The sequence below is a fragment of the Cohnella mopanensis genome, from assembly GCF_022352055.1.
In the GTDB taxonomy this organism is placed as follows: Bacteria; Bacillota; Bacilli; order Paenibacillales; family Paenibacillaceae; genus Cohnella; species Cohnella mopanensis.
Window position 1 is genome coordinate 204,224 of record NZ_JAKRWM010000002.1, and the last position, 25,204, is coordinate 229,427.

The 25,204-nt window shown below is 48.4% G+C and carries 18 protein-coding genes; 17 read left to right on the forward strand and 1 reads right to left on the reverse strand.

The window, feature by feature from the left end; genetic code table 11:
• Positions 1–47 precede the first annotated feature (47 nt).
• The gene (locus L3D05_RS05090) at positions 48–389 is read left to right on the forward strand and encodes a hypothetical protein (protein WP_239614930.1); all 342 of its coding nucleotides are present in this window, start codon (positions 48–50) and stop codon (positions 387–389) included.
• A gap of 96 nt (positions 390–485) precedes the next feature.
• On the opposite strand, the gene L3D05_RS05095 is transcribed toward L3D05_RS05090, so the two are convergent.
• Complete coding sequence (locus L3D05_RS05095; RefSeq protein ID WP_239614931.1) at positions 486–1,763, reverse strand: ammonium transporter; 1,278 nt, start codon at positions 1,761–1,763, stop codon at positions 486–488.
• A gap of 247 nt (positions 1,764–2,010) precedes the next feature.
• On the opposite strand from L3D05_RS05095, the gene liaF reads away from it, so the two are divergent.
• The 16 genes from liaF (at position 2,011) to glnA (ending at position 25,157) form a co-directional block, all read left to right on the forward strand.
• Positions 2,011–3,024, forward strand: a complete 1,014-nt coding sequence (gene liaF, locus L3D05_RS05100; protein ID WP_239614932.1) for a cell wall-active antibiotics response protein LiaF — start codon at positions 2,011–2,013, stop codon at positions 3,022–3,024.
• A 34-nt stretch (positions 3,025–3,058) separates the two neighbouring features.
• Positions 3,059–4,042: a sensor histidine kinase gene (locus tag L3D05_RS05105; RefSeq protein WP_239614933.1), complete on the forward strand. Its 984-nt coding sequence runs from the start codon at positions 3,059–3,061 to the stop codon at positions 4,040–4,042.
• 12 nt (positions 4,043–4,054) lie between these two features.
• Positions 4,055–4,729, forward strand: a complete 675-nt coding sequence (locus L3D05_RS05110; protein ID WP_239614934.1) for a response regulator — start codon at positions 4,055–4,057, stop codon at positions 4,727–4,729.
• 48 nt (positions 4,730–4,777) lie between these two features.
• On the forward strand, positions 4,778–5,191 hold the full coding sequence (locus L3D05_RS05115) for a YugN family protein (protein ID WP_239614935.1): 414 nt from the start codon (positions 4,778–4,780) through the stop codon (positions 5,189–5,191).
• Positions 5,192–5,367: 176 nt separating this feature from the next.
• Positions 5,368–6,873, forward strand: coding sequence for a S1C family serine protease (locus tag L3D05_RS05120; RefSeq protein ID WP_239614936.1), 1,506 nt, complete (start codon positions 5,368–5,370; stop codon positions 6,871–6,873).
• Between the two features lie 93 nt (positions 6,874–6,966).
• Positions 6,967–7,653, forward strand: a complete 687-nt coding sequence (locus L3D05_RS05125) for a response regulator transcription factor (RefSeq protein ID WP_239614937.1) — start codon at positions 6,967–6,969, stop codon at positions 7,651–7,653.
• 2 nt (positions 7,654–7,655) lie between these two features.
• The gene (locus tag L3D05_RS05130; RefSeq protein WP_239614938.1) at positions 7,656–9,173 is read left to right on the forward strand and encodes a sensor histidine kinase; all 1,518 of its coding nucleotides are present in this window, start codon (positions 7,656–7,658) and stop codon (positions 9,171–9,173) included.
• Positions 9,174–9,344: 171 nt separating this feature from the next.
• Entirely contained in the window at positions 9,345–10,304 is a 960-nt protein-coding gene (locus L3D05_RS05135; protein WP_239614939.1) for a 4-hydroxy-3-methylbut-2-enyl diphosphate reductase, read from the forward strand.
• 68 nt (positions 10,305–10,372) lie between these two features.
• Entirely contained in the window at positions 10,373–10,876 is a 504-nt protein-coding gene (locus L3D05_RS05140; RefSeq protein ID WP_239614940.1) for a DUF2062 domain-containing protein, read from the forward strand.
• A gap of 376 nt (positions 10,877–11,252) precedes the next feature.
• Positions 11,253–17,897 (forward strand): CehA/McbA family metallohydrolase, encoded by a 6,645-nt coding sequence (locus L3D05_RS05145; RefSeq protein WP_239614941.1) that lies wholly within the window; start codon positions 11,253–11,255, stop codon positions 17,895–17,897.
• 88 nt (positions 17,898–17,985) lie between these two features.
• Positions 17,986–19,203 carry a HupE/UreJ family protein gene (locus tag L3D05_RS05150; protein WP_239614942.1) on the forward strand — a complete coding sequence of 406 codons (1,218 nt, stop codon included), beginning with the start codon at positions 17,986–17,988 and terminating at the stop codon, positions 19,201–19,203.
• Between the two features lie 16 nt (positions 19,204–19,219).
• Positions 19,220–20,233 carry a permease gene (locus tag L3D05_RS05155; RefSeq protein WP_239614943.1) on the forward strand — a complete coding sequence of 338 codons (1,014 nt, stop codon included), beginning with the start codon at positions 19,220–19,222 and terminating at the stop codon, positions 20,231–20,233.
• 13 nt (positions 20,234–20,246) lie between these two features.
• On the forward strand, positions 20,247–21,158 hold the full coding sequence (locus L3D05_RS05160; RefSeq protein WP_239614944.1) for a TIGR03943 family putative permease subunit: 912 nt from the start codon (positions 20,247–20,249) through the stop codon (positions 21,156–21,158).
• 36 nt (positions 21,159–21,194) lie between these two features.
• Positions 21,195–22,058: a hypothetical protein gene (locus L3D05_RS05165; RefSeq protein ID WP_239614945.1), complete on the forward strand. Its 864-nt coding sequence runs from the start codon at positions 21,195–21,197 to the stop codon at positions 22,056–22,058.
• A 164-nt stretch (positions 22,059–22,222) separates the two neighbouring features.
• Entirely contained in the window at positions 22,223–23,284 is a 1,062-nt protein-coding gene (gene aroF, locus L3D05_RS05170; protein WP_239614946.1) for a 3-deoxy-7-phosphoheptulonate synthase, read from the forward strand.
• Positions 23,285–23,732: 448 nt separating this feature from the next.
• A complete protein-coding gene (gene glnA, locus L3D05_RS05175) occupies positions 23,733–25,157 on the forward strand; it encodes a type I glutamate--ammonia ligase (protein WP_239614947.1) in 1,425 nt (474 codons plus the stop codon).
• The last annotated feature ends 47 nt before the right edge of the window (positions 25,158–25,204 follow it).

The window sequence follows — 25,204 nt, forward strand, 5'->3', positions numbered from 1 at the left end:
AAAGTTAACGAGAACTAGGTAGGTGATCTGTCATGGTGGAGCCGACGATGTCAACTCCTGCTCGATCTGCGCCTCGCCGCAAAACGGCAGAGGTTCATTCCTTGCTGGAGGCATTGATTAGCAAGCGCGAGCAGGAAATATTTGAAATCGAACAGATGGTCGAACGATACGAGCGGAGAATGAGGCTGGAAGAGCAGGCGTACCGATCGATGTCAACGCTTCGCCGTATGCTATCCGGCAAGAAACCTGACCATCATCTGGCGCTCGAATATATTCATTATGTCAAGAAACCAATGGAGAGAGTTCGTTTGCTCCGTCTTGAAGTGGCGAATTATGAAGAAATGCTCTTGGGGAAAGTTCCTGCCGATTTATCTGATCTAATGCCTTGAGCGGTTGATGGGAATGACAAAAGGAAGGTTAAGCAGCGGCTGCTGCTTAACCTTCCTTTTTCTTTCGTTAACCAATTCGACTAAACGTTACCCTTCTCATGGCCGGCGAAGCTGTTCGACATCCAAGAAATCATGATCTTGGCTATAAGCGGGTACGCCATGGATGCTTACATCAAGTCCGATTAGTTCCTCATCTCGCGATACGCGTACTGGCTTGAATAGTTGGATAAGCTTAAGCGCGATCCACGTTAAACCGAACCCCCAGATGGCAACCGTGATTAAACCTAACGCCTGAATCCCGAGCAAATTCCATCCGCCGCCATAAAATAAGCCGGAGTGGGCGGCGGTTCCCGGCATCGCGAATAGCCCTACGGCAAGCGTGCCTATGCTTCCGCTAATCCCGTGTACCGCGAAAGCGCCGACCGGATCATCCACTTTACGTTTTTCGAGCCATTCGCTCCCTAGAACCATGGCGATACCCGAAACCGCTCCGATGAGAATAGCTACAGCATCCGAAACGAAAGCGCAGCCTGCCGTTATACCGACCAAACCCGCTAATGCTCCATTAATGACCATTGGGGGATCTGCTTTACGATAGCGCAGCATCGTAAATAGAATGCAAGTGGCGCAACCGGCTGCGGACGCCAACATCGTGGTTACCGCGATATGGCCGATGCTCTCGTTCGTCGCGCTTAGCGTGCTTCCGGAATTAAATCCGAACCACCCGAACCAGAGAATAAAAGCGCCAACGGATGCCAAGGGCAAATTAGAGGGGGGAACGATATTGATTTTGCCGTCAGCGCCGAATCTTCCGATTCTTGGCCCAATGAAGATGGCGGCTGCTAACGCTGCGAAACCTCCAAGCGCATGAATGGCTGCCGAACCGGCGAAATCGATCATACCCAATTTGGCTAACCATCCGTTGCTTGACCAAATCCAATGGCCTGATATCGGGTATATGAGTCCAGTCATAATAATCGTATAAATAATGTATGCGCGGAAATGAATTCGCTCGGCGACAGCGCCGGATACGATTGAGATGACGGCGATAACGAAGGCGCATTGGAACAACCAAAAGGTGTCATGGGAAATATTCAACGTGAGATGTGTTAGGTCGCCTCCCATGAAGAAGCCGGAAAGTCCGATCCATCCGCCTGCGTCTTTCCCGTGCATGAAGGCAAACCCGATCGCGTAGAACACGATAGCGCCGAAAGCGATATCTACGAATACCTTCATGATGATGCTAACAGCATTTTTTTGGCGTACGAAGCCGGCTTCCAGGAGGGCGAAACCGCCTTCCATCAACAGAATCATCGCCGCGGTCAAGACGACCCAAATGGTATCTAGGCCTCTCGATAGTTGATCTATCTCCATTGCTTCAACTCCTAATAGCTTTATGAATATCTGACATGACAAGTTGAAATTCGAACTCATTATATAGTGGTGAGTTACCTAAGTCAACGAATAATGTGATATTAAGTGACATATTAGAGAGTTGGATTCGGGTGTCTCCGTCTGCAGACCGATATAAACTTACAACCCGCGCCGCTATTGTAGCATGTGCTTGTTTCGGTATACTGAATATAGAAATCTTGATTTGCAACTATTGGAGGACAGGGCTATGCAATCATCGACAGCTCATAGGTTATTATGGGGGATCGTTATTGTGACGATCGGAGTTGTTTTTCTGCTAAATCAGCTCGGATTTGTTTCGTTGGATATCCGCTACATCATATCTACTTATTGGCCGGCGTTATTAATTGTGTTCGGCTTGCAAGGGTTGTTGCTGCAGCATCGCGGCGGTTTTCTCTGGAACTCGATAACCGTCCTTATCGGCTGTTACTTTCTGGGGAGGAACCTAGGTTGGCTCCATTGGGGATTTTCCGATTTTATTCGGATTCTTGCGCCGATCGCGATTATTTTATTCGGTATCAGCTTGATTTTCAAAGGCGACCGATCTTCGCGATCCAAGCATCAAGACAAGGGTGAGCGTTGGAATTCCTTTGATCCGCCGATTCCGCCAATGCCTCCGGGCCCGCCTCCCGCGCCGCAAGAGTTGGATAATTTCGAAAACCGCGACCCCATCGATCTATCGAAGAAATCACATGGCGGTGAGGATTCCAGGCGCGATTCTTACCAACAATCGAATCATAACGGATCCGAATTCGATTCCCGTCATCATACTCGGCATTATGGCTGGAAACAAAAGCAGGAGTTCAAGGATTGGTGGAAAAATTACGAAGGACACGGTTCCTGCAAAGATAGTCACAGCCGCTTTATTGGGGATGCCCATTTCGGTACGGATTACTGGGAGCTACGTCCGATGAATATTTCTCACTTCATCGGGGATACGACGCTGGATTTAACGAAAGCGCAAATCTCGATGGGCGAAACGCGAGTGTACGTTTCTTCCTTTATAGGGGACGTTAAAGTATTCGTTCCTAACGACCTTACCGTAGGGTTAAAAGTCATTTCGAGTTGCTTGATCGGGGATGTGAAGGTGCTTGATCAGAAACGAGGCGGCTTGCTTAATCAAATGTCCGTGGAAACGCCTAATTATACCGACTGCGATAAACGTATCGTTCTCATCGTAAACAGTTTTATCGGTGATGTTCGCGTGACGAAGGTAGGCTAAAGCGATGGTTAAACGAGTCAGGACAAGCAAATGGATGAATTCCCTTTTCTCAGGTCTATTGACCATGGTCTTGATGACAGTGTTGTATTTCGGGATTGTTATCTATACGGATCGTGTGCCGAGCTATGAAACCTGGCTAACCTGGTCCGGCGTTCTAGCGATCGTGCAGATCGTCGTGACCTATCGCACGGGAAGAAGAACGCAGCATAAGATAGACCAGTTGCAACTGGCGATGAAGCAGGTGACGGCCGGTAGCTGGAATACGAGATTACCCGAGGTCGATGGAGATGCTTTCTCGGGTGTTTACCGTGAAATGAACGGATTGATCCAACAATTGGAAGGGCGTCTGAAGCTTCTCCAGCAGCTGGGGGAACGAGAGGTTATGGAAGGCATACCCGCTCAAGAAGCGGCGGTGTTGGAGGAGCGGAAACGGCTAGCGCGAGACTTGCACGACACGGTTAGCCAGCAATTGTTCGCGCTTCATATGTCGGCTTCTTCTTTGCCCAAGCTGCTTGAGAAGGATAGGGAGCACGCGCAGAAAGTCATGGAACAACTGATCGCGATGTCTTCCTCCGCGCAGCGCCAAATGAGAGGATTAATTGCGCAATTACGGCCGATGGAGTTGCAGGGAAGGACGCTTGAGGAAGCTTTGGGACGTTGGTTTCCGGACTACTGCAGGCAAAATGGAGTTCAAGGAACGATGGAAATTCAAGTACATACACGCATCTCGGATGCTAAGGAACACCAATTGTTTCTCATTATCCAAGAAGCGATGGCAAACGTAGTTAAACATGCGGAAGCGCAAAGCGTGAGGCTGTTCCTTGGAGAAACCGACCATCAAATTTCTTTATCTATTGAAGATGACGGTTCCGGCTTCAGGAATGATCAGGTTAGATCGGGTGCGTACGGGTTGTCTACTATGCGCGAACGCGCCCAGAAGCTTGGCGGGGAAGCGGAAATCGTGACAAAACCGGGCTCGGGTACGCGCGTGAGGGTATGGTTCCCGAAATTTGAATAGGAGCGGATGAAGATGACGGAGGCAACAAACTCCCCATGGAAAGTACTCATCGTGGATGACCACGAGATGGTACGGATGGGATTGCGAACGTATTTGATGCTGGATTCCAGGTTCGAAGTGATCGGGGAAGCAAGCGGCGGTAAGGACGCGATAGATAAGCTTGAGCGCGGAGAGTACCAAGATCAATTGCCGCAAATCGTGCTGATGGATTTAATGATGCCGGATATGGACGGGGTTCAAACGACTCGCGCCTTAATTAATCGCTATCCAGAGTTAAGAATCATCATCTTGACTAGTTTCTTGGAGGACGAGAAGGTCGTTGAAGCCATAGAAGCGGGAGCCGTCAGTTACGTACTGAAAACCGTATCGGCCGAAGAGTTAATCTATGCGATGCAGGGGGCTATTAAGAATATGCCCGTGATGAGCTCGGATGTTTCTCAAGCTTTAACCCGCGGTCTCCGCAAACGCTCGGCTAGCCATGAGGTCGAAGGGTTGACGGAAAGGGAGCGCGAGGTGCTGCTCTTGATAGCGGAAGGACGGAATAATAAAGATATTAGCGATGAGCTGCATATTAGCATCAAAACCGTAAAAACGCATGTCAGCAACCTTCTGATGAAATGCGAATTGGAAGATCGAACGCAGCTTGCCATATATGCACATCGTAAAGGATGGGTTAAAGAAGGATAACGGACAAGAAATGGGATACTCTATTAAGAAAATAAAGGGGGTTTCCCAGTGTATACCCTTTCTTCATCCTTAACTTCGCAGGTGCAGGACTATGCGGTATCGAGAAATGCGCTCTTGAAGCACGGATTCAGCTTAGGCGGCAATTGGGAATACGATCATGGTTCCTTTGATTGTGTTCTAGATGACGCTAACAAAGTATGGCTGCGATTGCCTTTCGAGGTCACGTCCGGTAACTTGGATAGCGAAGCGGAAGAGGCAAGTACGGAAATTCGGTTTGGACAGCCTTACGTTCTCAAGCACGTCTATAATGAAGGGTTAGATCGGGAAGCTCAACCAAGAGCGCTGGGGGCGCTTATGGATCAGTTCTCCGATCCGGTGGATGCGGATGCCGATATCGAGTCGAACTGGATCGAGCGAGCCAAAAGGAAACTGCAAGAGGTGGAAGCTTTATATCCGGCATGAAATTTGAACGGCACGTCATGTGCCGTTTCTTTATTTGTACATGAACATCGTTTTTTTTATGGGCTTTTACTTAGTCTTCATTTGCGTTTAAGATAGTTTTAAGGAAACGCGTTTAATATAGGATTATGAAGATGAGATCGGCGCTAGCGGAATGCAGCGCGAGGAGGCAAAACGAAATGGACGATCAGTACAAAAAACCAGAAGATCAAGGATTCACTTACGATCCCGAGAAGAGAGACGATCCTTACGCGGATGTTCGCAGGGAGTCCGAGCCTTATACGTTTGGACCTTTCGGACCTAATCAAGCATATAGCACGAATGAGATTCAGCCCTCGGAACAGTCAAATACGGTGGATGTCACTCCGACAGCGACCAAAGAATATCGCCCGTTTACAGTATCAGGCGGACCGGCGCGTAATGATTGGGGGGGCAAACCTCCAAGACGCACTTCGTTCCGCGCGATGTTCGCTTCGTTCTTAGTAGGGGTTGTCGCGGTCGGGGCATTGATGTACACATCCGATCGGCAAAATTGGTTCACCTCCGACTTGCTTGGAGGAACTTCGCAAACGCAGAATGCCGCGGTCAGCGCTAAGCCTGTAAGCAATTCCGTGGGTAACTCCGAAGATGTCGTCCGACCGAATAATATCGCCAAAATTTTTCAGCAATCCTCCCCGGCTGTCGTTAAGATCGAGACTTATGCGGCCGCTCAGCAAAATAACGGCGGCGGTATGCTGAATGACGATTTCTTCCGCCAGTTTTTCGGAGATGATTTCGGAGGCGGCAACAATGGCGGGGACAGCAGTAAACAAGGCGAACTGCAACCTAGCGGAATGGGGTCGGGATTTATTTTCGACTCGACGGGTTATATTTTAACTAATCAGCACGTAATTGCCGACGCTAGCGAGATTAAAGTTACCATTGAGGGGCATGAGAAACCTTACACGGCTAAACTTCTCGGTTCCAGTTACGATTTGGACTTGGCTGTGCTGAAAATCGAGGGCAATGGCTTCCCGACGTTGAAGCTAGGCGATTCCAGCAGCTTGAACATGGGAGATTGGGTAGTGGCGATCGGGAATCCTTATGGATTCGAGCACACGATCACGGTCGGCGTTCTGAGCTCCAATGAACGGCAAATCAGCATTCCGGATAGTAAGGGCACTAGGAACTACCAACATCTTCTGCAAACCGATGCATCGATTAACCCGGGCAATTCCGGCGGTCCGCTGCTTAACTTGCAAGGCGAAGTCATCGGAATTAATACAGCGGTAAGCTCGCAAGCGCAAGGGATCGGGTTTGCCATCCCGACCAGCACGATTACGGAAGTGCTCGACAATCTGAAGAGCAATACGAAGATTCCGCAGAAGCCGGTACCTTTCATCGGAGCGACTCTTATGGATATGTCGGAAGATATCGCTCAACGGTTGGGTATCGATAAGAGCGTGACGGGATCTTTCGTCAGGGAAGTCATGTTCAACACTCCTGCATATAAGGCTGACTTACGTCAATACGACGTGATCACCGGCATGGATGGGCAGACGTTCAAGACAAAAGAAAATTTGATCGCGGCCATTCAGAAAAAATCGGTCGGAGACAAAGTGAAGTTGGATGTTCTCCGCGGAGATAAGAAAATCGAAATCACGGTCGAAATCGGCAATAAAAATGAATTCAATACCCAAGAATAAGGCTGAAAAGCTATAGTGATCATATGACCATGAAGAGCGGGAAACCGGTAAGAGGTTGTCCCGCTCTTGTTTGTTAGAGGAGGACGAGCCCCCATGAGACCCCATATCGCAGTCATAGACGACGATGAGAAAATTACGGCCCTGCTGCGGCGCAGCTTAGCGTTCGAGGGATATGAGATTTCGACGGCTCCCGATGGCGCGGAAGGCTTAAGGCTGTTAAGCCAGCGTCAGGTCGATCTCGTAATCTTGGATGTGATGATGCCGAGGATGGACGGCTGGGAAGTGTGCAGAAGGTTGAGGGAAGCGGGAATCGAATCTCCGATTCTGCTGCTTACGGCTAAAGACGAAGTTACGGATCGGGTTAAAGGGCTCGACTTGGGAGCGGATGATTATTTGGTGAAGCCGTTTGCTCTCGAGGAGCTCATGGCACGTGTGCGCGCGCTCCTTCGGAGGCGGCCGGAAAAGTCGGATGAGAACGGATATTTTCGCTACGAGGATCTGCTCCTTGATGTCGACGGCAGAGAGACGCTTCGAGGAGATCGGAGAATCGAGCTGACGGCCAAAGAATTCGACTTGCTGCATCTGTTCATGCAAAATCCGAAAAGAGTATTATCCAGGGATCTCATAATGGAACGAATCTGGGGCTACGATTACAGCGGGGAATCCAACGTTCTCGAGGTCTATGTGGCTATGCTAAGGCAGAAGCTGGAAGAAGACGGGGAGAAGAGGCTGATTCAGACCGTGAGAGGCGCCGGATACGTCCTGAAGGGAGAAAACTAAGCATGTCCATCCGGCTTCGGTTGACTTTATGGTATTCGGGCTTGCTTGCGGTAGCGCTGGTGGCGTTCGGGGTCATTATTTATAGCATCGTTCAGACGAACACGATGTCCGATTTGAAGGATAACATGAAACGGATCGCTGCGAATACCGACGTTACTATAACGTCAAATATCAATCTTCGCGGAATTGTTCCGCGCGGAATCGATTACAATAGCATATATATCCAATTAGTCAACTACACTCAGACTGTCGTGGGAACGGTTGATCAGAAGACGGATAATATGTTTGCCAGCCAGAGGAGAGATGAGCTTACTTTTCCTTTTCCTAGGCAGGACGAGGCAAGTCAGGATTACCGGTTCATATCCAGGGAAGTAAATGGCGCTCCTTTCCTCATCCTCGAGAAATCATTGAAATACGATAACAATATCGTAGGTTTACTGCAAGTCGGGGCTTTTACGGGACGGGAACAACAGTTTCTTGCGCAACTCAGAAATATTTTATGGGCTTCGGGAGTCGTAGGGGTAATAGCGGCCTTTTTCCTTGGAATGTTCTTGTCCCGCAAAGCGTTAATGCCGATAAACCGTGTGACGGAGGCGGCGGAGAGAATCCAGAGCGGATCGCAGCTAGGCTTGAGAATTCCGAGGGAAACGCCGAACGACGAGATCGGGCGCTTAACGGATACTTTAAATGGGATGTTATCCGGCCTTGAGCGGGCGTACAAAAATTTGGAGGACTCCAATACCGCGCAGAGAAGGTTCGTTTCCGACGCCTCGCATGAACTGCGTACTCCGCTAACGACGATTCGAGGCAACGTGGATCTGTTGGAGAAAATATGGGCTAATGACATGCAAGGTCAGAATGGTCATCTATCAACCGACGGACTCGAACGGCTCAACGAACAATTCGCGCTCTCTACGGATGATAAACAAACGATGTCCTTGGAATCGATTCGGGATATTGCCGACGAAGCTCGCCGGATGAGTGGGCTGGTCAATGATTTGTTGTCATTAGCTAGAGCGGATGCTGGCTATGTCATGGAGATGGAGAACGTCGTCTTGCGGCCGTTGGCGGAGGAAGCTTCCCGTCGTGCCGCGTTTCTTCCGCGGAAAGCGGAATGGGCGGTCGGACCTTTGGAAGCGCTGGACGGGGTAGAAGTTCGGGGCAATCGTGATTACTTGCTCCAATTGTTGTTTATTCTCATCGAGAACGGCTTTAAATATACACCTTCGGGAACCGTTCGATTGTATGCAACGCAAACCGACGGATTCGTGGGTTTATCGGTAGAGGACACCGGGATTGGCATTCATGCCGAAGAAGTGCCGCATATCTTTGATCGCTTCTACCGAGTAGACGTGTCCCGCGGCGAAACGTCGGGAACGGGGCTCGGACTGTCTATCGCGAAGTGGATAGCCGATATGCATCATGCCAAGTTCGAGGTGAGAACGAAGTATGGGGAAGGTACCGTATTTACGCTATGGATGCCAATTGCTGCAATTAAGGAGAAGCGAATAGAAGAATAATCGCTAGAAGGCGACTGCACGGATTTCATTGCGAATCCATCAGTCGCCTTCGTCTAGTTTCGTCGCCTTTTCCCGGTACCGCTAATAAGCTATAATAGTAAGAGAGTCGCTACGTCCATCGAACTCCTAGGCGGGAAATCCGCATAATGGGCGAGAAAGCAGGCGTTAATCATGGAAGTCGTGAAAATCTCCCCAAGAGGTTATTGTTATGGCGTTGTGGATGCGATGGTTCTCGCGCTGCAAACAGCGCGTAACTTGGATCTGCCAAGGCCGATCTATATATTGGGAATGATAGTTCATAATAGCCACGTCACGGAAGCGTTCAAAGAGGAAGGAATTATTACGCTAGACGGGAACGATCGGTTGGAAATATTGGAGCAAATCGAGCAAGGCACCGTCATTTTTACGGCACACGGAGTTTCGCCTGAGGTTCGCAGAAGAGCTAAGGAGAAAGGGTTGACCTTAGTAGATGCCACATGCCCCGACGTAACCAAAACCCATGATCTGATCCGGGAGAAGGTTGGAGATGGGTACGAAGTTATATATATCGGCAAGAAGAACCATCCGGAGCCGGAAGGGGCAATCGGTATTGCTCCCGGTCACGTACATCTTATCGAACGTGAAGAAGATATCCAGAAATTAACGCTCCATACGGAACGGATTATTATAACTAACCAGACGACGATGTCCCAGTGGGATATTAAGCATCTTATGGCACTGCTGCTTGCGGCTTTTCCTACAGCGGAAATTCATAACGAAATTTGTTTGGCTACGCAGGTACGTCAAGAAGCGGTGGCTGATCAAGCCGGGGAAGCCCAGCTGTGCATCGTGGTCGGTGATCCGCGCAGCAACAACTCTAATCGGTTGGCGCAAGTCTCGCAAGAAATCGCCGGCGTTCCAGCTTACCGCGTCGCTGACGTATCCGAAATTAAGCAAGAGTGGCTGCAAGGGCTTGAACGAGTGGCCGTAACTTCCGGAGCTTCGACCCCGACCGCATTGACCAAAGAGGTCATCGCCTATTTGGAGCAATTCGATTCCGCGGATTCGAGTACTTGGCCGATCGAACGCACCGTCAATCCGAATAAGTTGTTGCCGAATGTGAAGATAAGAGCAGTGGGAGTCAGCAACTAAAGCGATAATTCGAAAAGTTAGGTTTAGGTTTTCCACACTGCTTGCGTTTTCCGATGGAGGGAATCACCATGCATCGAATTCAAAAAATACGGCGTTGGCTTAAATATAAATATATGATGTTGATCCGGGCAAAAGGCGGAGCTTCCATTGTCGCGATGGGTTTCGCGATCGGGCTGGCTATCGAGATGTTTACTTTGCCTACATTTGGTTTTGCATTCGTGCTTATTTTTCCGCTGTGCTATTTGCTAAGAGGGAATTTGCCGGCCGCATTAATCGGCTTCGTCGTCGGGAAAGTGATATACATTCCGATGATGTATCCGAACTCCAAAGTAGGGGGATGGATTCTACCGAAGCATCTGAGCTTCCACCTCCCGGTCGTTCCGGAATGGTTCAACCACCTCTTGCTCACGAACTTGAAGCTTATCGTCGGCGGGATGGTGGACGGGGCCATCTTGGGAATGATCTGTTACTATCCGATTAAATCCAGCATCAACGCTTATAAAGCCAAACGTAGGGATAAGCGCAAGTTGAGAAAAGCAGTTGATACGGGAAACAAAACAGCCATTGAATAATTGTAAGTAATAGGTAGAATCGTAAAGACCATCTCATGCGGATGGTCTTTTTCTGTTGTTCAGTTATTTGAAAGTTTGTTAAATTTATTTTTAACAAAATGGAAAATAGTATTCGAAATTCTTGTTGTTTAGTTAACGTAATATCATCCCTGCGTTAAATGAACGTCGTGAGTGTTAAATAACGTGTGCAATCAGGTAAACAGGCTTATTTTTCCATCGGAAAAGGCTGTTGGGGCGGTGTTTACAGCCCATAGGTTGTCCATTATTCTGAGTTTGAACCAATGTGTGTTTTCAAGTGAACATTTTTTCTTCGTGCTCCTTTTAAGTTGAAAAATTGTTCGTGCGGAAATCGGTTTAATATTTGGAGGTGCGATTTGTGTATCGTTATGTAAACAAGAATAAAAGATGGTTGAGTCTTGCGATGGTCTTATTCATGCTTGTCACCATTGTTATGCCAAGCGGTTTCTTTAAGAAGGCCTACGCCGGAACGTCCGAAGTCGTGGCAGGATGGACTTTTTCATCCGCCACAGCCTTAACGGCAACAAGCGGAAACCTGAATAACGTTGGAACTAGCAGTTTTTCGGTGAGCGGGTCCCGTACACTTACTTTTGCAAGCGCCAACGCAACGATCTATACGAACGGTTGGAATACAGCCAACGGCTATTGGCAAATAAAGTTGAATACGCAAGAATATTCACAACTTAGCCTATCCTCTAAAAATTATGGTACGAGTACAGGTCCAAAGGACTTCAAAATACAATACAGTTTGGACGGTACTACTTTTACGGATGTGGATAATAGCGAATTTATACAAGACGCTAGCCTTGCGCAATCCGTAAATAATCTTCCATTGCCAACCGCGATAGATAATCAGCCTGACGTTTATATTAGATGGTTGAATTATACGACGGCTTCTATCGGAGGGGCGACAACAGCAACCGGTGGGAATAGCAGAATATCCGACATCTCGGTCACGGGTGTGAAAGATTCCGGGTCGAATTCCCAAACCAAAATACCCGCGGGAAATAAAATTCAGTATACGAGTGGGAAAGTAAGCGGTCTGGTCGGTTCGGTTGCCGCGAGCGTAGTCGTTGCGGTTTATGATAACGATCCTGCGATACCGGGAGCAAATAGTCTTGGGAACACGACAAGTCTCGACGGCTCCTTCGAGATAAACTATGCTCCGGTCGCATTGCCTTCCGTCTATGTCATGGCGACGGAGACCGGAAAGTTAAATAGCGATGCGGTGAGAATCGACCTGGCCGTTCCGAGCGCTCCGATTGCGGCTAATCAATTAAGCTACACTGTAGATTCCTCGGGGATAGGAACGCTCATGGGAACGGCAAACGTTAATGCACCCGTTCGAGTGTACCAAGATAATGGCATGACGCAACATTTGGGAGAGGGAGTTTCGAACGGTTCAGGCAATTTCTCGATCACGATCAATAGCCCTGCACCGGATTCCGTATATGTGACCCAGCAAACGAGCACCAACAATGGCCGTATGTTGGAAAGCTTACCGATACAAGCGGTTAAGCAATCGAGCGTTCCCATTATCGCCTTACGAGGAACGGATGCTAACGGAGTCCCTACTAAACTTAATCAAGTGTTCACGGTGGAGGGCGTCGTAACGTTCGAGAATGGGAAGTTGGGCTCGCAAAATAGCAACTTCTATATACAAGACGGTACTGCGGGCGTAAATATTTTCGGCAGTTTTGTTCATGGTTTAACGATCGAAAGAGGCGATAAGATTAAAGTTACGGGAAAGGTCATCCACTACAACGGTTTGATCGAGCTGGAGGCCACTTCCGTCGAACGAACGGGCGTTGGAAATCCATTGCCGCTTCCTAAAGAAGTCACGATCGCGGATCTAAACAGCTTCGCCACCGCGGAACCGTTGGATGGCATGCTGGTCACTCTAACGGGTAAAGTCACGAATATCCCATCCGCGACAGGGAATCAAAACGTCACGATTGTCGACCAATCGAATAAAACGATTATCCTGCGTGTCATGGAAGCAACCGGTATTGATCTCGCGAAGGATTTGGAAGTAAACAAAACCTATTCTTTCACGGGTGTTGTCGGACAATACGATGCTACTTCACCTTACACTTCAGGATATCAGTTATTTCCAAGAGACAAGAACGATATTGTGTCCGAACTTTCTTTAACCCATCAACAGCTTCAACAAGCCTATAAGGATACAAATATCGAGTTTACAGCCATAGCAAGCGGCGCGGCTTCCGTTACGCTGAACTATAAAGCATCGAGTGCTGTGGACTTTACGCAGATAAACATGGCAGCGTCGGATCAATCCCATTATTCCGTAACTGTACCGGCGGCTAGCGTTCCGGTAGGAGGTTTCGATTATTACATCGAAGCTATTGCCGGAAGCAAATCCCAAAAAGCGGGTCCGTTTCATGTCTCAGTCATAGAAGATACTGAGGGACCAACGTTTATAGTGGATCAGCCCGAGTCGAACGTAGAATCTCCCCGTCCTGTTATCATGATTTTAATCGATGATCCAAGCGGTATTGATGCTTCTTCCATACAAATGAAACTTAACGATGTCGATATTACTTCTTCGGCTAAATTTGCCGGCGGCATTCTGACCTATACGCCGGGTGCTGATCTTCCTCTAGGAGCTTATGTCGTAACAGTAACTGCAAAAGACAGTAGCGTTCATCAGAATGTTGGAACACTTACATGGACTTTTAATGTAGTGGAACGATTTGCGGGCGGAAACCATTACTATGGCACGACTCATAATCATACGAATATATCGCACGATGCGGCCGGCAGTCCGGAGGATGCTTTAAAGGCAGCAAAGTATTATGGCTATGATTGGTTTGCGTTCTCTGATCACTCTCATGATATCGATGCATGTCCTGCCTCGGGCTGCACGGATACCGTTGACCATAAGGGTATGCCTGAGAGGACGGGGGGCTCGGATTGGCAGCTTACGAAAAATCTTGCCGATCAATATACGAAAAACGGCAGTTTCGTTGTTTTCCCGGCATTCGAGATGACTTCGACCACTTGGGGACATTCCAACGTGTTCGGAACGTCTAATTTTATCGATCGTAAGCAAGACGGCGGTAAATACCAAACTTTGAAAAATTATTACGCATGGGTGCTGACTTACGATAACATCGTAGCCCAGTTCAACCATCCTGCCATGTCCGCTAACGCTTTCGATAATTTTATTCCCTTTGATAAGAACGTGAACAAGCTTTTCACCATGCTTGAAGTCGGGAATGGATCCGGCAAATATTCTTATGCGAATGCCGAAAACAAGTTTTTTGGCGCACTGGATTTGGGTTGGCATATCGCCCCGACATACGGCGAAGACAACCACGATGCAACTTGGGGGAAAACCAAACAACGTACGGTTATCGTCTCTAAGGACCTAACGCAAAATTCATTGCTTGAAGCGATGCGGAAGATGCATGTGTACATGACGGAAGATCCGAACGCCAAGCTGGACTTTTCGGCGAATGGATGGTATATGGGATCGACCGTAGATAGCAAAAATCTTAAGTTCAGCATTGATGTAAGCGATCCGGTTCTGGAAAATGCGTCAGATCCGAAATACAGCTATATAAAAACCGTTTCCAATGATAACATCTCGAAAATCGAGTTGCTTACGAACGGCGGAAGAGTAATCGATTCGTATACGCCAACATCGGATATCACGCATGCGAATTGGACTCCGCAGGTCAATGTCGTTGGAGGCCAGCAATGGTTCGTCGTTCGGGTTACGCAAAAAGACGGCGACAGAATTTATTCATCGCCGATCTGGTCGCCGTCCGAACCGGTTGCGATCAAAGTGAATGACGTTTCATCGGCTGACGGGGCTATCATCGGCGGATTGTCCGCTAACTTGCAAGCGGGAGTGACCAACCTTGGATCCGTAGACGTGAACAATATTACGGCCAGCTTTTATTATGACGAGGCGGATGCAGCCCACTTCATTGGAAGCACTAGTATTCCGTCTCTCTCGGTTAGCCAGTCTGCTACGGCTAAGGTTGTCTGGGCAAGCCCGGTCGTCGGCGAGCATAAGATCGTTGTCGTGTTGTCCTCAACGGACAAAGATTTAGGCGTGAATGAATATAAACAAGCCTTTACTATTAAAGCCCCTCTTGGAAAGACGATTCTGATCGATGCATCCAAGAAAAACGAGAACACGTCCAAAGACGCAGGTACTTATAAAGACAATTTGAAACTTCTTACGACCATGATGAGGCAAGAGGGATTTACCGTATCAGAGAACACGGCGCTAATCTCCGATAGCGTATTAAGCAATATAGCCGTGTTGTATATCTCGCATCCTTCGTCTGCTTACAGTGTCGATGAAATTAAGGCGATCAACAAATTCGTTGCTGACGGCGGATCCTTATTGTTGGCGGAGAAAAGCAATAATAGCGGATCGAACCAAAATATGAATGGAATATTATCGGGAATCGGGTCTAGCATCCTCATAAACAATGACGGGATATTCGACGAAACGACGTACGGGAATTTCTGGTCTACTCCTCTGACGTCGAACTATTCCGTAAGGGCACATCCGACACCGGTCAGTAATAACTTAACCGACTTTGTTCCGACAATTGAATATTACAGCGGAGCTAGCCTTGCCAAGAATAACGGCGCGGGAGGGAAAATCGCCCTTACCGATACAAGCTCCGTCACGATTCTTGTCAGAGGCAACGAATCGACTTTCCAGAATACTGGTTCCGTGAACGCGGACGCGTATTCTTATAATGTGCATACTTCCAAAGCGCCGGCCGGGCCTGCTTTGACAGGGGTTACCGGAGGGACTGTCATCCCCATGATCGCTTCCGAAACGATAGGAACCAAGGGTGGAAGGATCATCGTTTCGGGAATGAATATCTTTAACGACAAGCAAATGGACCAGGCGTTTAATCCGAAAGGCAACGTTCCTATTGCCTTGAATGCGATCAATTGGTTAGTTCATCTGGAACCGAAAGTCATTAAGATCGGCGAAGCGCGCAAGCTTCCGGAAGGTACGTCGGTCGTTATTCAAGGTAAAGTGACTACTGCGGCAGGCGTATTCTTCGATTCGGCCTATGTGCAGGATGAAACCGGAGGAATTATGGCCTTCAATGAGATTCCTGAAGGATCCTTAAACTACGGGGATACGGTACGTATTTATGGGCATATCAAGACATTCGAGAATAATAAGGAAATCGAGTTCGGCAATTTTGAGAATAGTATCGTGAAAATAAGCTCGGGAACACCGGTGGAGCCTGTAGTGGTAAGCACGGGCGATTCCATTACCGAAGCCTATCAAGGCCAGCTTGTCAAAGTGACGGGAACTGTCGTCGAGATTCCTGACGATTATTCGTACAAGATTAATGATGGTTCCGGCGAAGTGCTTGTATCTGTAGACGGATATATCGCGAATCAAAGCGGTCCTGTTCCGCAATTGCAAATCGGCGATACGTTGGAAGCTGTCGGCCTATCGGGTAAATTTGCCGAAGGCGACCGAATCCGCGTCCGGGATACGAAGGAAATGAAAAATATTAACAATCGAACGGCGGCTTCCGTTGCTGCGGGAATAGTCGCGATAACCGCGCCGTTGAAAGATGCAACTAGCTTAACGCTGCCCGCTGTGCCTTCGGGGTACACCCTAGCGATCAAGACCTCCAGCAACACGGCGGTAATAGCGACGAATGGCGTGATTACGCCGCCAAGCGCGGAGACGACGGTGACGCTCGTGCTCGAGATTACGAGAACATCCGACGGAACCAAGGCCGTTACGATTGGTATTCCAGTTCTTGTTCCAGCTAAAACGTCAACCGGTGATCCTACGGATACCGGCGGCAACAATAACGGCAACAATAACGGAAACGATAGCGGCAACACTCCAGGCAACGAGGCGGACAAACCGGGCATCGTGACGATTACGCCGGATAAAGTAGCGGACAACGGAAGCGGTACGCTGATCATTGCAATTCCAAACGATACGATAGAAATCAAATTGCCCGCGAACACTTCTGAATGGCTGTCTAACCATTCGTTTGAAGTGAGATCGGATCGCATGGTTCTCGAAATTCCGTCGGCTCTAATTAAACAACTGGAAAATCGGTTGACCGCGGATGAAATGAAAACGAGAACGATTTCCTTGAAAATGGGTCCGATCTCCGCCCGAGAGAGAGGGGAACTCATCGCTAAAGGGGAGAACTCGACGCAATCGAAAATCAAGGTTTCAGGTGATGTGTACGAGTTCAGCCTATCGGTTAGTTCCGCTAGCGGTAAGACTGTTCAGTTATCTCAGCTCGACCAACCGATTACGATCCGTCTGAAGGTGGATCCATCGATTAACCCGAAATTAGCCGGTATATTCTATATTTCCGACAGTGGAAAACTTGAATTTGTCGGAGGGGATTATATCAACGGCCAGATGGTGGCGCAGATCAGCCACTTCAGTAAATACGCCGTGCTCGAATTGACCAAATCTTTCCGCGATTTGTCGAGCAAGTATTGGGCATACAACGTCATCCAAGAGCTCGCGGTCAAACAGATCATTAATGGAACAACCGCGTCTACGTTCGAGCCTAATCGTTCGATTACGCGGGCGGAATTTACGGCGCTGCTGGTCAACGCATTAAAGCTTAATAAGGAAGGCACAATCGGATTCTCCGACGTGTCCGCCGACAAGTGGTATGCCAAGCCGATCTCTATGGCTTATCAAGCAGGCATCGTTAAAGGGAAGAGCCCTACGATATTCGATCCGAACGGATCGATTACGCGCGAGGAAATGGTTACGATGACGATAAAGGCTTACGAAGCGTTGAAGGGGAAGAAGCTTGGCGAATACTCCGGAACGCCTTTCGCGGATATGAACAGTGTATCTGCGTGGGCAGCCAGTTCGGTTAAAGCCGCTGCCGAATTGAAACTCATTCGCGGCCGAACACCGACCCAATTCATTCCGCACGGAATAACGTCCAGGGCCGAGGCGGCGCAAGTCATCTACAACTTAATCGGTAATCAATAGAAGATCAGGATTGCAATAGAGGGACGCCGTTCGCGAGAATGGCATCCCTCTCCCTCTCTTCTTACAAGACAAGCATGGAGGCCTATTCATGAATAACTCGAAATCTCACATTAGCCGAATCGTCGCAAGTCTAGTATTCGCATTGTTGTTAATGCTGTTAATGCCATCTAATCGCGTGGCTGAGGCTCATGCATACAGCGCAAGCTATACGACGCTTGAATTAACCCAATCGATAACGATGATGACTTTCGCAGTAGACGAATTGTCGGCGATCGAGCTTGCGGGAGGCGACTTGGATCGTAACGGGATGTATGATGAAGCGGAATTCGATGCGATCAAGGATCGGCTGGCGACCATATTTCAGGATCACTTAACGCTCGCAATAGGCGGGGAATCCCGTTCGTGGACGGAGCTACAGAGTCTGGTTCTCGAAAGGCGCGGGGGCGAATCGGAAGTCGTTCTGAAAGCTGTCTATCCACCGGTTGAAGATAATCTTTCGCTTTCCCTGATGGATACATTATATAAGAACGATAAGAAAACGAATTACGTGAATCTATTGACCGCTCATTATGGACCGCAGAAGAGCACTGCGGCTTTATCGGCGGATAATCGTACGTGGGCGATTGCGTTATCCGGCGAGGAATATTCCTCGTTGTACCCGGATTTGACGCAGCACTCGCTAACGGAGGGAGCAACTGACTCGGAAGAGTCGACGAAACGATCGGAGTCTTCCACTGGTGAGCATGCGACGCAAGTGACTTCCGGTTGGCTTTCATTTCTTAGATTAGGCATAAACCACATTCTGGGCGGGTACGATCATTTGCTTTTCCTATTTTCGTTATTAATCGCCAGGCAGACGTTCAAACAATATGCAGCGATGATTACCGCGTTCACCGTAGCGCATAGCGTAACGCTTTCTTTAACCGTTATAGGCTGGATCAATATTTCTCCGTCGATCGTAGAACCGCTTATCGCCCTAAGCATCTGTTTCGTCGCGGTTGATAATATGATACGGCGGAGCGTGAGCTATCGTTGGGTCCTTACCTTCTTGTTCGGACTTATACATGGCATGGGTTTTGCGGATATTTTGAAGGGAATGGAGCTGCCCAGAAGCGAGCTCGCAGTAGATCTAATCAGCTTTAATGTAGGAATCGAGCTGGTGCAGCTTATTATCGTCGCGGTGCTCGTTCCGTTGCTCTATCGTCTTCATCGATATAAGTATTCTAGGCAAGCGGTTATTGCAGGCTCGGGCGTAGCGCTTCTAATGGGGGCAATATGGCTCATCCAACGAGTGGGTAGCCTGTGACGGGAAGGGGATAGCCATGTCCAACGTAATGACGACCCGCGACAAACCTCGGAAATCCTATACGAACCTATTCGCAATTGTTTGTTTGGCCTTTATTGCTGCTATGTACATTTTATCCAACTACGCTCCTGGAACGATACTGGATAGTCCGAATTTGCTCATTTTCAAAACGGTTTTTGTTAGCATTGTACTGGAGACGATGCCTTTTCTATGGATCGGAGTATTCACGTCCGCGCTGTTGCATGTGTTCGTGTCCGATCGGCTGATGAAAAGGATGATTCCGAAAAACCCGATCTTAGGAATAATCGCCGCGAGCGTGCTAGGCATTATTTTTCCTCTGTGCGAATGCGGAATGGTTCCGGCTATTCGTAGGTTGATCAACAAAGGGATGCCGTTGTACGTTGCGATCACTTTTATTTTAGTAGGTCCGATTGTTAATCCTATCGTTTTCTGGTCTACGCTGACGGCATTTCGCGGGCGCCCAGAAATCGCATATGCACGAATGGGGTTGGCATTCGCCGTCGCACTCATAGTCGGCTTGATCATCTACCGATTCGTGCGCGCGAATCAGATGAGAGTCCAAGAACCGTCGCATTCCCACGAGCATGATCATCATCGGGACAATAAGCTTGTAACCGTTATGGGACATGCCATTAGCGAATTTTTCGACATGGGCAAGTTCATTATTTTCGGGGCATTCCTCGTAGGTTTGCTTCAAACATTCGTTTCTCAAGCCGATCTCGTTGCCTTGGGACAAGGTCAAGGCAGCGCGAATGCCCTTATGATGGGCTTGGGGTTTATATTGTCACTCTGTTCAACTTCGGATGCGTTCGTCGCGCAATCTTTCGTTACGACGTTTACCCCAGGTTCGCTTGTTGCATTTATGGTTTTCGGCCCGATGCTGAACCTTAAGGGAGTACTAATGATGTCGGCGGTATTCAGAACGAAGTTCGTCATCATGCTCAGCGCTTTCGTCATTGTTTTAGTCTATGTAGGGACTTTAGCGCTGGATTATACCTTTCTGAAATGAGGCGGGCTTAACGATGGGCAGAAGAAATTCCGAATGGCTTCATATTGCATTGAAGGCGGTTATTCTGACTGGATTTGCCGGCCTTATGATTTATTTATTGTTCTCGGGTGAAATGCTGCTGTACATTGCTCCCCATCTGATGATCTATGCTTGGGTGGCTGCTGCGTTCCTTGTCGTGGCGACGGGTTTTCAATATTATATCGGATTCGTTTCTATGAAACGAACGGTTGTTGAGTGCGAGTGCGGACACGATCACGATCACGATCAAAGCGCATTGCCGGGTTCGGGTTGGAGAAGTTCGTTGGTCTATTTTGTCTTTATCCTCCCTCTCTTGTTAGGAGCTTTCTTGCCGAATTCCGCGCTTGCGGGTTCACTGGCGCAGAATAAAGGGATGAACCTCGGAGGGGCGGTATATAGCGGCAAAGCTTCGCAAGGGGATTTGGTCGAAGTCGACGGAGATCAGGATCCGGCTCTGAAAGAACGATTCAAGACGACCGTGTACAACCGTGATTATGCGAAATTAGGCATGTTGTTATTCGAGCAGGAATCGATTGAAATGACGGACGAGTGGTTTATCGAGAAGCTGCAAGCGTTAAATACGTTCGCTAACAATTTTCAAGATAAGAAATTGACGATTACCGGATTCGTATACCGGGAAGAAGGGTTAACGGACGCTCAGTTCATTGTCGGCAGAATGGCCATGACCCATTGTATTGCGGATATTTCTCCCTATGGAATCATTGCCGAATCGCCGGACGCCCAGCAATATGCCGATGATTCTTGGATTACCGTTACAGGTACGATCGGGATTGCCGAATATCGCGGTCAGAAGGTCATCAAAATCAACATAGAAAGCGTAGCGCCAGCTTCGCCAGCGAAAATACCTTACGTCTATCCGGATTGGCATTTTGCAGATCGGCTTTAGCTTGATCGACTATATCGTATGAAGGGGTGTCGTTCCATGCTATTGAATATAAGTAGTCTCATCATGATTTTGCTTACCGGCGGGTATTCTTTATTCATGCTGGATAGGCGGAAAAATCTACTATCGGATAAGTCAGGCAAATTTTATGTGACGTTAGTCACGGTATTGGTTGGCGCGGCTCAGGGGATCTTATTGGTGCAAACCTTGGAATACAGTCAGCTTAAGGCCATTACGATAGCTATTCCCGTCGTTGCGGCGTTTGGGTATTTTGCGGGAAAAAGATTTGGCATTCTCTTCTCGGTGCATGCCATACTATCCGGGAGCGTAAGCGCCTTTGCCGGTATCGTATTTGGCGTAAGGTTTTTCTCGACCAGTGATGTCGTGTTCGCAACGGACATCGTCTATGTCGTCCTTGTCTTCTTGCTGTTGCGTTCGATCGAATGGCAGTCGAATGCCGATCGAATTAACAAAATACAGAGCAAAAAAAGCGCTTTTCAACATGGCACGAAGTTCATCATCCTCTATGGAGTTGGAACGGCGGCAATTGCGGGCGCGATCTTGTTATGGGGGAACTCGGTATCGGTCGGTCAGATTGGTCACCCTTTGACGCAGCAAGCCCACTACGATGAGGAAAATGATCTTCAAGTTGCGGTAATCGATATTAGCGCAGCGGGTTGTAGTCCTACCCTCACGGAGTTCGACGAAGGCGGCATGATAAAGGCGATCTTCCATGTCGCTTCCAATGCAAGCGATAATCTAATGCTCGTGTCTAGCGAATTAAATGTAGAGGCCTCGTTGAAACAGGGAGATAACGTCTTCTTGTTTAATGATCCGAAACCAGGAACTTATTCATTTAAGATAGGCGGAGAAAATACGGTGTGCACTTTCCATGTAGAATGAAACTCCAGTAAAAGCGGGGATTGAAATGCTCCACGAACAATGGGCTGCCAAGGCGGTTAGCAGGGTTGACAATGGACATTTTATCATCTATATTTACTTTAGTGCTTAAAAGCGTATAAGCGTTGAAGCGTATACGCGTTAAATCATTCAGGAGAGTGAATGTCATGATCGTAATTACTTCCCCTCAAATTGCCGACGAGCGCATTGCGGAAATCGTCCGTTATATTGAACAATCCGGTGTCCAGACGCATGTGTCGCGCGGAACGGACCGCACCGTCATCGGAATTATCGGTAAAGCTGAGCCTACGCTAGCCGAACATATTCGTTCGATGAAAGGCGTAGAGAACGTAATCAAGATTTCGAAATCGTATAAGCTCGCTAGCCGCGATTTCCATCCGGACGATACGATTATCGAAGTGAAAGGCGTTAAGATCGGCGGAGATAATCTGGTCGTCATGGGCGGACCATGCGCGGTAGAGACGCCAGAACAAATTGACGAGATCGCTCGGCTAGTGAAATCGGCCGGCGGACAGGTATTGCGTGGAGGAGCGTTCAAGCCGCGCACGGGTCCATATAGCTTCCAAGGGATCGGAGTGGAAGGGCTGAAGTGGATGAAGGAAGCGGGAGACAAATATGGCCTGCTTACGATAACCGAAGTCATGGCTCCGGAGTTCGTGGACGTATGCGCGGAATATGCGGACATCATGCAGGTGGGTACGCGTAACATGCAGAACTTCGATCTGCTTCGTAAGCTTGGCACGATCAAAAACCCGGTATTGCTCAAGCGCGGTTTCAGCGCGACGTACGATGAGTGGTTAAATGCGGCAGAGTACATTCTAGCCGGCGGTAATCCCAACGTAATGTTATGCGAACGTGGAATTCGTACGTTCGAAACGTACACGCGGAATACGTTCGATTTGACGGCCATTCCGGTTATCCAACAATTGTCGCATCTTCCGGTCATTGCGGATCCAAGCCATGCGACCGGGCGCCGCGAGCTGGTCGAGACGATGACCAAAGCTTCGTTGGCGGCTGGAGCGAACGGTCTTATTATCGAAATGCATACAGATCCGGATAACTCGGCGACCGGAGATGGCGTGCAATCTCTCTTCCCGGATCAATTCGCGAACTTGCTCAAGGAGTTGGAGCAGCTTGCGCCGCTTCTCGGCAAGAAATTCGATACGGAGAAAGCGCCTGCAGAAGCTTTCGCAACTTGGATTAAATAAACGATTCCTACCATCACATCGTATGCTGAACGGGTTTCCGTCGGCTGCGATGTGATTTTTTTGTTTCGTTCGGAATCTGGACGTTTTTTCCTTATAGAAGCATATAGAAGTACAATCGGCGATCCCGTTTGAATCTAGGATCTCTATAGAGGGGAATGAATAATCCATGTCAGGTTTTACAGGGGATTTAACGAAAGCGCATACAATTTTATAAGGGGATTATGCCCTGTCCGTACGGGATGGGAGATATTGCGAGGAAAAGATCAGGTAATATTTATGAAATTTTGTTGAAGTTGTGAGCAATGCTGACACAACCACAAAAAATACCTTACATAAGTATTGACGCTCAAATAGGAGAGTTTTATAATAACTTCATAAGTTCAGTGAAAACTTGAACAATAGATCGGTTTCACACACTTAATGTTCGGAAATGGGGAGGAAATTCAAAATGTCAGTACAACAAGTTTTGGATTTGATCAAGGAAAAAAACATCGAGTTCGTTGATTTCCGTTTTATCGACCTTGCAGGTCGCGCTCATCACATTACTTTGCCAGCTACCGAAGTCGATGCGGAAACGTTCGTTAACGGGGTAGCATTCGACGGTTCCTCCATCACGGGTTTCCGTGGTATCGAAGAATCCGATATGGTTATGATGCCAGACACGAATACAGCATATGTGGATCCTTTCACAGCGCATTCGACATTAATCATCGTTTCTAACATCCATACGCCTGATGGCGCACGTTACGAGCGTGATCCTCGCTCTATCGCGCACAAGGCTGAAGAATATTTGCAAACAACAGGAGTAGGTACGACTGCATTCTTCGCTCCTGAATCCGAATTTTTCATCTTTGACGACGTTCGCTACGAATCCACGATGAATTCTTCTTCCTTCTATGTAGATTCCGAAGAAGCGGCTTGGAACACGAACCGTAAAGAAGAAGGCGGAAACCTTGGTTTCAAAATCGGTGTTAAAGGCGGCTACGTTCCGGTTGCTCCTGTCGATTCCCAACAAGATATCCGTAGCGAAATGGTTCGCCAGATGCAAGAAGCAGGCCTTCGCATCGAGCGCCATCACCACGAGGTAGCTACTGCGGGCCAAGCGGAAATCAACTTCCGTTTCGATACGTTGACGACTACTGCTGATAACTTGATGAAATACAAATATATCGTGCATAACGTTGCTCGCCAATACGGCAAAGTTGCGACATTCATGCCAAAACCTCTGTTCGGCGATAATGGTAGCGGGATGCACGTTCACTCGTCCATTTTCAACGGCAGCGAGCCTTTGTTCTACGAAAAAGGCGCTTATGCTAACCTGAGCGAAATGGCGTTGCACTACATCGGCGGTATTCTCCACCATGCTCCTGCTTTGATCGCGATCACGAACCCGTCCACGAACTCGTTCAAACGTCTGGTTCCTGGTTACGAAGCACCGGTTAACTTGGTTTATTCCAAAGGCAACCGTTCCGCAGCGGTTCGTATCCCTGTTGCAGCGGTTACACCTAAAGGCTGCCGCATCGAGTTCCGTACGCCGGATTCCACGGCTAACCCATATCTTGCATTCGCAGCTATGCTGATGGCAGGTTTGGACGGAATCAAACGCAAAATAGATCCATCCGCTCTTGGTTATGGACCTTTCGACACGAACATCTACGAGCTTTCCGATGAGCAGAAGAAAGAAATTCGCAGCGTTCCGGGTACATTGGACGAAGCGCTTGACGCTCTGGAAGCTGATTGCGAGTTCTTGACTGAAGGCGGCGTATTCACGAAAGAGTTCATCGAGAACTATGTAAACGTGAAACGCGCGGAAGCAAAAGCAGTCGCGATCCGCATTCATCCGCATGAATACGGCCTCTACTTCGATTGCTAATCGATTGACGAAATCATCAACTACAAACAGCCTTTCATCCTTCTGGA

Excerpts from the sequence above, each read along its gene's own strand:
- L3D05_RS05090 (WP_239614930.1), top strand. The coding sequence starts at position 48 with ATGTCAACTCCTGCTCGATCTGCGCCTCGCCGCAAAACGGCAGAGGTT.
- L3D05_RS05095 (WP_239614931.1), bottom strand. The coding sequence starts at position 1,763 with ATGGAGATAGATCAACTATCGAGAGGCCTAGATACCATTTGGGTCGTC.
- liaF (WP_239614932.1), top strand. The coding sequence starts at position 2,011 with ATGCAATCATCGACAGCTCATAGGTTATTATGGGGGATCGTTATTGTG.
- L3D05_RS05105 (WP_239614933.1), top strand. The coding sequence starts at position 3,059 with ATGAATTCCCTTTTCTCAGGTCTATTGACCATGGTCTTGATGACAGTG.
- L3D05_RS05110 (WP_239614934.1), top strand. The coding sequence starts at position 4,055 with ATGACGGAGGCAACAAACTCCCCATGGAAAGTACTCATCGTGGATGAC.
- L3D05_RS05120 (WP_239614936.1), top strand. The coding sequence starts at position 5,368 with ATGGACGATCAGTACAAAAAACCAGAAGATCAAGGATTCACTTACGAT.
- L3D05_RS05125 (WP_239614937.1), top strand. The coding sequence starts at position 6,967 with ATGAGACCCCATATCGCAGTCATAGACGACGATGAGAAAATTACGGCC.
- L3D05_RS05130 (WP_239614938.1), top strand. The coding sequence starts at position 7,656 with ATGTCCATCCGGCTTCGGTTGACTTTATGGTATTCGGGCTTGCTTGCG.
- L3D05_RS05135 (WP_239614939.1), top strand. The coding sequence starts at position 9,345 with ATGGAAGTCGTGAAAATCTCCCCAAGAGGTTATTGTTATGGCGTTGTG.
- L3D05_RS05140 (WP_239614940.1), top strand. The coding sequence starts at position 10,373 with ATGCATCGAATTCAAAAAATACGGCGTTGGCTTAAATATAAATATATG.
- L3D05_RS05150 (WP_239614942.1), top strand. The coding sequence starts at position 17,986 with ATGAATAACTCGAAATCTCACATTAGCCGAATCGTCGCAAGTCTAGTA.
- L3D05_RS05155 (WP_239614943.1), top strand. The coding sequence starts at position 19,220 with ATGTCCAACGTAATGACGACCCGCGACAAACCTCGGAAATCCTATACG.
- L3D05_RS05160 (WP_239614944.1), top strand. The coding sequence starts at position 20,247 with ATGGGCAGAAGAAATTCCGAATGGCTTCATATTGCATTGAAGGCGGTT.
- L3D05_RS05165 (WP_239614945.1), top strand. The coding sequence starts at position 21,195 with ATGCTATTGAATATAAGTAGTCTCATCATGATTTTGCTTACCGGCGGG.
- aroF (WP_239614946.1), top strand. The coding sequence starts at position 22,223 with ATGATCGTAATTACTTCCCCTCAAATTGCCGACGAGCGCATTGCGGAA.
- glnA (WP_239614947.1), top strand. The coding sequence starts at position 23,733 with ATGTCAGTACAACAAGTTTTGGATTTGATCAAGGAAAAAAACATCGAG.